This window comes from Streptomyces sp. NPDC005202 (genome assembly GCF_040608235.1).
GTDB lineage: Bacteria > Actinomycetota > Actinomycetes > Streptomycetales > Streptomycetaceae > Streptomyces.
In genome coordinates, this window is sequence record NZ_JBEXHW010000023.1 from 99,598 (window position 1) to 106,893 (window position 7,296).

The window sequence follows — 7,296 nt, forward strand, 5'->3', positions numbered from 1 at the left end:
CATGCATGAGGGGTAGGTCAGGTCGCTTCGTTCACCCAGCAGTCAACTCCGCCGAGCAGACATCGGCAACATTTGGACCAGGTCCAATTTTGGTACCGTTCTGAGCAGGGGGTAGGCCTCAGCTCCGGTTCAGCTCGAACCAGACCACCTTCCCGGTGCTCAGCCGGGTCGCACCCCACCGTCTGGCCAGCCGGTTCACCAGGTACAGCCCGCGCCCGCCCTCGTCCGTCGCGCGCGCCTGCCGCAGGCGTGGCAGCTGCGGCACGTCGTCGCCGACCTCGCAGCGCAGCACGTCGGTGCGCAGCAGACGCAGCGTGACCGGCCGTGACGCATAGCGCACGGCATTGGTGACGACCTCGCTGACCAGCAGCTCCACCGAGTCCGTGAGCTCCTCCAGACCCCAGCGGGCCAGCGCCCGCCGGGCCAGGCGGCGGGCCCGGCCGGGGGCGGAGTCCTCCGGCTCCAGGAACCAGTACGCCACGTCACTCGGCGCGATCCCGTCGAAGCGGGCGGCGAGCAGCGCGATGTCGTCGTCCCGGTCGCCCGGACCGAGCATGTCGAGCACCTCGTCGCACAGCGCCTCGAGCGGCGGCGGATGGTCGGGTCCGGTGAGCTGCGCGGTCGCCGACAGCTTCTCGCGCAGCTGCTCTATGCCGGTCCACACGTCCCTCAGCCGCGACTCCACCAGGCCGTCGGTGTACAGCAGCAAGGTCGCGCCGGCCGGGGCGTCCAGCTCCACGGCCTCGAAGTCGACGCCGCCGACACCGATCGGCGCGCCCGGCGGCACCCGCAGCACCTCGGCCCGGCCGCCCAGGTGCAGCAGCACCGGCGGCGGATGGCCGGCGTTGGCGATCGTGATGCGGTGCGAGACGGGGTCGTAGACGGCGTACAGGCAGGTCGCCATGCGGTCGGTGCCCAGGCGCTGCGCCTGCTCGTCGAGGTGGTGCAGCACCTCCTGCGGCGGCAGGTCCAGCCCGGCCAGGGTCTGCGCGGTCGTGCGCAACTGGCCCATGATCGCGGCCGACGTCATGGAGTGGCCCATGACGTCACCGACGACGAGGGCGACCCGGCTGCCGGGCAGCGGGATCGCGTCGTACCAGTCGCCGCCCACCCGCGCGGTTTCGGCGGCGGGCAGATAGCGGGAGGCCAGCCGCACGCCCGTCGGGCGGGGCAGGGTCTCCGGCAGCATGGTGCGCTGCAACTCGTCGGCGATGTACGCCTCGCGCCCGTACAGCACCGCCTTGTCGATGCCGAGCGCGCTGTGGGTGGCGAGCTGGGCGGCGACCAGCAGGTCGTCGGGCTCGAACGCCAGGCGCTCCGGGCGGCGCAGGAACAGGGCGGCGCCGATGACGCGGCGGCGGCCGCGCAGCGGGGCGAGGATGGCGCGCTGCCCACCGGGCACAGCCAACTCGGACCCCTCGCCGAGGAGTTCAGCCAGCGCGGCACGCGCGGAGGGCGTGTCCGTGAACACGGGCCGGACGCCCCGCAGCACCTCGCCGAGCGCACTGCCGGGGCGCACCTCGCACAGCTCGTTGGTCACCACCGACAGCTCGGACGGCTGCTCCGGCACCGGCGGCGGCATGAAGCCGCCCTCCGTGTCCCGCTCGGCCGGTATCCGGTCGGTGCGGCGCAGCCGCAGCACGAGCGGGCCGACGGGCCGCTCGTCGCCCACCGGCAGCGGCTCGCGCAGATAGACCAGGATGGCGTCGGAGAAGGTCGGCACGGTGGCCCGGCACAGCCCCATGACGATCTCGTCGAGGTCCAGGCCGCGGGCGATGCGCCGCGTGGCCGCTCCCACGAACCGCAGCCGGTCGCCGTCCCGCCGCATCGGCAGCGGGCCACCGCCCGGCAGCCGCTGCCCGGTGCGCCGTTCGCCGCCGGGCCGCTCCTGCTCGGCGCCCGGCCCGTCGGGGACGGCCTCGGGCGCTGGGCGCGGCCGGTGGGTGTCGGGCTCGGCGGCGGAGGGCTGGGCGTGCTCGGGACCGCTGCCGGAGGTCAGGGGCGTGCCGGGGCCGGAGGGCGGCTCGCCGGTACGGGCCTGTACCGGTAAGGCGGCGGCGCCCGTGGTGCGCGGCGGTTTCGAGGTATGCAGGAGCGCCCCACGGCCGTCCGCGGGGTCGGCGCCTGCCTGGGGGCGCTCGAAGGAGGTCGGCTGCTCCGTCACGCGTGTCGAATCCATCCGTCCGGGGCTGCGCGCCGGGCGCGCAGTTCGTCCCGCCGAAGACCCGATACCCGGAATACCTGCCCCAGGAACGGATTTTCGGCGTGGTCAGAGGCTGTTCCTGTGCCACCGGCGGACCGTCTGCGGCCCGCACGGGTGTTGCCCTCGTACCCCTCGCTCACGTCCTGCCGCCCCTCGGTGACGTTCGGTCAGACTCGGCGCCTGTTCCGGGATTTGCTTTTGTGCTCCCACCCGCCACCCGGCCACCGGCCCCTGTTTGATTGTTGCGGAGGACGATCCTACGTTTCTTGCCCGGGGGCGTATCAAGGGTCTCATGAGGACACGTGCGCGGGCGTACGGTCCCAGTCTTCCGGCAGTGACGGTACCGTCCAGGACGGATCCGGGCGCCAGTGCTGCCAGCCGTCGGAGAAGGGCCAGCCCCAGGCGCGGATCACCTCCACCGCGGACCGGCCCGCCGCCCGCACCCGTTCGGCCAGGTCGGCGTCCATCAGGCCGTCCCGCTGGGCCTGCGCGAACTCGTCCTCGTCCCGCCAGTGCCAACTGCGGTCCGGGTGCACGGAGATGTCCAGAAAGTGGTCCTCAAAGTCGACCCCGCCCTCCCAACGGGCCAGCGGCTCCTCCAGGTTCACGTACCAGTTCTTGAACCGCCAGCCCGGCTCCCAGAACAGCCACACCGACCAGGGCTCACCGGGCCGGGCCAGCTTCAGCACACCCGTACCGAACCAGCGGTCGCGCTGCACGGTCCGCGGCTTGGTGTACCGGGACGCGATCGGCTCCAGATGGACAGGTGTGCCGTCGGCGAGCACGGGCTTGACACACTCGGTCCCCGGCGCCATCCACACGGCGAGCAGTTCGGGGTCGTCGCGGACGACGGTCACGGGCCGCGCGATGTGAAAGCGCGCGCCGCCGTTCTCCCGGTACCGCCACAGGATCCGGCTCCCGGGGGCCCAGTAGGTCGTCGCACCGCCCGCCTTCACGCGTCTCACCGCTCCGTCGTCTGCCATGCACAGATATTAGGTGCCCCAGGCATACGACGCTGCGGCGCGGGTCACGGTTCACGCCCGGGGGCCGATTGGTTACGGGTGCGTCATCTTCAGGACATCCAGCGCCTCGTCGAGTTGCTCGACCGTGAGGTCGCCGCGGTCCACGTAGCCGCTCTCGAGGACGACCTGACGGATGGTCTTCTGCTGGGCCAGGGCCTTCTTGGCGACCTTCGCGGCCTCCTCGTACCCGATGTACTTGTTGAGCGGGGTGACGATCGAGGGCGAGGACTCGGCGTACTCGCGGGCCCGGTCCCGGTGGGCGACGATCCCGTCCACGGTCCGGTCGGCGAGCAGCCGCGAGACGTTGGCGAGCAGCCGGATCGACTCCAGGACGTTCTTGGCGATGACGGGCAGCATCACGTTGAGTTCGAAGTTGCCCGAGGCGCCCGCGGTGGCGACGGTGGCGTCGTTGCCGACGACCTGGGCGCAGACCATCAGCACGGCCTCCGGAATGACCGGGTTCACCTTCCCCGGCATGATGGACGACCCCGGCTGCAGGTCGGGCAGGGAGATCTCGGCGAGCCCGGTCCGGGGCCCGGACGCCATCCACCGCAGATCATTGGCAATCTTGGTCAGCCCGACGGCGATGGTCCTCAGTTGCCCGCTCGTCTCGACGATCCCGTCCCTCGCCCCCTGCGCCTCGAAGTGGTTACGGGCCTCGGTGAGCGGCAGCCCGGTGGCGCGGGCGACCTCCTCGATGACGGCGGCGGAGAAACCGGGCGGGGTGTTGATGCCGGTGCCGACGGCGGTACCGCCCAGGGGCAACTCGGCGAGCCGCGGCAGGGAGGCGTTCAGCCGCTCGATGCCGTACCGCACCTGTGCGGCGTACCCCCCGAACTCCTGCCCCAGCGTCACCGGCGTGGCGTCCATCAGGTGCGTCCGCCCGGACTTCACGACGTCGGCGAACTCCTCGGCCTTGCGGGCGAGGGAGTTCGCGAGATGGTCCAGGGCCGGGATCAGGTCCCGGGTGACGGCGGCGGTGGCGGCGATGTGGATGGACGAGGGGAAGACGTCGTTGGAGGACTGGGACGCGTTGACGTGGTCGTTGGGATGCACGTCGCGCCCGAGCCGCTCGCTCGCCAGGGTGGCGATGACCTCGTTGGTGTTCATGTTCGACGACGTCCCGGACCCGGTCTGGAAGACGTCGACGGGGAAGTGCTCGTCCCACCTGCCCTCGGCGACCTCGTCGGCCGCCTCCTGGATCGCCTCGGCGACGTCCGTGTCCAGCACACCCAGCCGCGCGTTCACCTTCGCCGCGGCGCCCTTGATGCGGGCCAGGGCCTCGATGTGGGCCCGCTCGATCCGCTGCCCGGAGACGGGGAAGTTCTCGACGGCACGCTGCGTCTGGGCGCGCCACTTGGCGTCGGCGGGGACTTTCACCTCGCCCATGGAGTCGTGCTCGATGCGGTAGCGCCGGTCGTCATCAGGGGTCCTCATCGTCGTACCTCCGAAAGATCTTCAGCACGGACCGGGCAGGGCGTATTCCCCTCCACTCCACCAGCATCTCCTGCCCAGCGACCCAGGTCTCATCAGGGCGGTGCGGCAGATGGGTGGGGGTCCATGTCGCTGGACGGGTGGCGCAAGTCTGCTCGCAGCGGTGGGGACAGGGGCAGTTGCGTCGAGGTGCTGGACGACCGGGCGTATTGCGTACCCGTGCGGGACTCGACGGCACGGGCGTAGGGCGTGTGGTGTACCCGTGCGCGACTCGAAGGCGCCGCAGGGCCCGGTACTGGTCTTCGGCCGGTCGGCCGGGTCGTCGCTCGTGTCGGCCGTCCGGGAGACGGAGTTGGGCGGCTGAGCCGTTCCTCGGGGGCGGGGAGGCCGGCTCGCTGGGCGTCTGTCGGAGGCGTGGCCGTGGGGCCGCCCGCTTCTCGGCGATTGTCGTGCTTCCGCGGTCCGAGGCAAGGGTGGCCCAAAGGGCCATCGCCGCAGGCGACGCGACCGGAGGGAGCGCCCTTGACGCGGCCGGCGGAGGCACGACACCGACAAAGAGGCGGGCGGCCCCCACGGTCACTTGGAAGCCGCCCGCACCGCATCACCGCCCGGCCGCCTCCCTCCGGCCCGACCTGATCCCTACGCCAGCCCCGGTATGTATCCCTACGCCAGCCCCGGTCCCCGCACCGGAATCGACGTGAACGTCGGCTGCGGGGCCGGGTTCTGGAAGAAGTCGTTCAACTTGTTCCGCTCGCGTGGACCCTCGTACGATCCCCGACATGATCTCTAACCCGAGGGTCCTGGGGACCGTCCGCCTGTCCATCCTAAGGACGACACCACCAGTCCGGAGAAGCAGCGTGCGGCCATAGAGCACTGGGCGATCGGACCGGCCATCGACGGCCGGATAGCGGGCTGGGCCGAAGACCTAGACGTGTCCGGTGCCATGCACCCCTTCAAGAGACCGGGCCTTGGCCCTGGTTCAACGAGCGGGCCGACGAGTGGGACGTACTCGCCGTGTGGAAGCTGGACCGGCTTAGCCGGAAGGCTGGTCACTTCGCCGAGGTCTTCGACTGGTGCCAGAAACACGGCAAGGTCATCGTGTCCGTGACTGAGGGCATCGACATGAGCACCCCCATGGGCAAGATGTTCGCTCAGATCATCGCGGCCTTTGCCGAAGGCGAGCTGGACACCATTCGAGCCCGCGCGCTTTCCGGCTCGGCCGCTCGTAAGGCCAAGGGTGTCTGGATTGGTGGCGTAGAGCCGTTCGGATACCGCTTCGAGCGACAGGACGGTGGCGGGAAGAAGCTCGTTCAGGACGCCACCTATGCCGAACTGTTCCGCGAAATTGTGGAGCGGCAAAGGGTGACTGGTCGTCCTACAAGATTGCGGTTGACTTGAATAAGCGCGGCGTCCCTACCTGGCGGGATCATCTCCGGATCGTGAAGGGCGAAGAGTCGAGGGGCGTTGCCTGGACCGCTAACGCTATCCGCGCCATCGTCATGAATCCGACCGTCGCCGGAATCTACACGTACAAGGGCGAGAACGTCGTAGACGAGAACGGCGAGAACGTTCGGATTACTGATGAACCCCTGATGGAGTTTGCGGAATGGTCCGAATTCGTTGCTGCACTGAAGAGTGACAGGCCGGTTAGGCGGTCCACGCCTTCGAGGTCGATGCTCGGCGGTGTGGCCATGTGCCAGGGCTGCGGTGCCCGCATGTCTTCCAACAAGAAGACGAAGCCGAACGGCCGTGTGCACCACTACTACGCCTGCAACAACGTCAACACCGGGACCTGCCCCAATCCTGGCCGCATTCGTCGCGACGATCTAGACACGGCTGTCGGGACCTTCGTGAAGGTCACTCTCGGCCCGCTCCCGGTTATGGAGCGGGCCGGTAATTCCATCAGTCAAGCCAAGATCGAGCTTGCCGAGGCCGAGGCGACGCTAGACCGACTGGAAGCTGATTACCTCGCCGGACGCTTCAAAACGGATGTTCAGGTAGAGCGGTACTGGGGACAGCACGAATTCCAGTCGGCCAAGGCGGAGCGGCTGAGGGAAGAAATCAAGGCCGCCGAGGACGCCCCGGCCTGGAAAGAGACGGGACGGACTTACCTCGAAGAGTGGACGACCAAGGATGATGAGCAGAAGCGCGTTTTCCTGCAACGGCACGGCATAACCGTGACGGTGGGGAGCACCGAAGACGGGAGCCGACGAGTCGTGTGCAAGATGCCTGAGCTTGCCGAGATCGCTAAGGAGACCGGTCTCCACGTCCCCGAGGGTTACATGTGGATCGAGCCTGAGGCGGAGTACGTCCTGCCGAAGCAAAAGGCTTACAAGCGGAAGTAAACAGGGCTACCCGAGATCACGGGACCCCCGCCCCCGTTGCGTGTAAACGCTTCGGGGGCCTTTCCATGCCGTGACTGTCCCCGTAGACCGTTTGCACGGCCTCCACCCCACTGTGTTTAAGACGCCGTCTCATTTGGTAAGTCTGCGGTAGCAGATGAGGGTGCAGGTGATGGCGGTGAAGGCCAGGAAGTGTTCGGCCTTGCGTTCGTAGCGGCGGTGCAGGCGGCGGCAGCCGGCGAGCCAGGACATGGTGCGTTCGATGGTCCAGCGGTGCCGGCCCAGCCGGGTGGAG

Annotated in this window: 8 protein-coding genes; 4 read left to right on the plus strand and 4 right to left on the minus strand. The window is 69.4% G+C overall.

Translation table 11 applies throughout. The features are described 5' to 3' along the window. Positions 1-118 precede the first annotated feature (118 nt). The 3 genes from ABZV31_RS27205 to ABZV31_RS27215 all read right to left on the minus strand — a co-directional run bounded on the left by ABZV31_RS27205 (position 119) and on the right by ABZV31_RS27215 (position 4,662). Positions 119-2,164, minus strand: coding sequence for a SpoIIE family protein phosphatase (locus tag ABZV31_RS27205; protein WP_355898836.1), 2,046 nt, complete (start codon positions 2,162-2,164; stop codon positions 119-121). 329 nt (positions 2,165-2,493) lie between these two features. After that, positions 2,494-3,186: a DUF402 domain-containing protein gene (locus ABZV31_RS27210; RefSeq protein ID WP_355898839.1), complete on the minus strand. Its 693-nt coding sequence runs from the start codon at positions 3,184-3,186 to the stop codon at positions 2,494-2,496. A 72-nt stretch (positions 3,187-3,258) separates the two neighbouring features. After that, a complete protein-coding gene (locus ABZV31_RS27215; RefSeq protein WP_355898841.1) occupies positions 3,259-4,662 on the minus strand; it encodes a class II fumarate hydratase in 1,404 nt (467 codons plus the stop codon). Between the two features lie 123 nt (positions 4,663-4,785). Here ABZV31_RS27215 and ABZV31_RS27220 point away from each other — a divergent pair, with 123 nt between their 5' ends. The 4 genes from ABZV31_RS27220 to ABZV31_RS27235 all read left to right on the plus strand — a co-directional run bounded on the left by ABZV31_RS27220 (position 4,786) and on the right by ABZV31_RS27235 (position 7,004). Continuing rightward, on the plus strand, positions 4,786-4,905 hold the full coding sequence (locus ABZV31_RS27220) for a DUF397 domain-containing protein (protein ID WP_355898844.1): 120 nt from the start codon (positions 4,786-4,788) through the stop codon (positions 4,903-4,905). Positions 4,906-4,921: 16 nt separating this feature from the next. Then, the gene (locus ABZV31_RS27225; RefSeq protein WP_355898847.1) at positions 4,922-5,023 is read left to right on the plus strand and encodes a DUF397 domain-containing protein; all 102 of its coding nucleotides are present in this window, start codon (positions 4,922-4,924) and stop codon (positions 5,021-5,023) included. Between the two features lie 548 nt (positions 5,024-5,571). Beyond that, a complete protein-coding gene (locus tag ABZV31_RS27230; protein ID WP_355898865.1) occupies positions 5,572-6,057 on the plus strand; it encodes a recombinase family protein in 486 nt (161 codons plus the stop codon). After that, positions 6,054-7,004, plus strand: coding sequence for a recombinase zinc beta ribbon domain-containing protein (locus ABZV31_RS27235; protein WP_355898850.1), 951 nt, complete (start codon positions 6,054-6,056; stop codon positions 7,002-7,004). The genes ABZV31_RS27230 and ABZV31_RS27235 overlap by 4 nt, the downstream gene beginning before the upstream one ends. 129 nt (positions 7,005-7,133) lie before the next feature. Here the strand turns inward: ABZV31_RS27235 and ABZV31_RS27240 are convergent. After that, a partial coding sequence (locus ABZV31_RS27240) for a transposase (protein WP_355898868.1) occupies positions 7,134-7,296 on the minus strand: 163 nt, incomplete at its 5' end.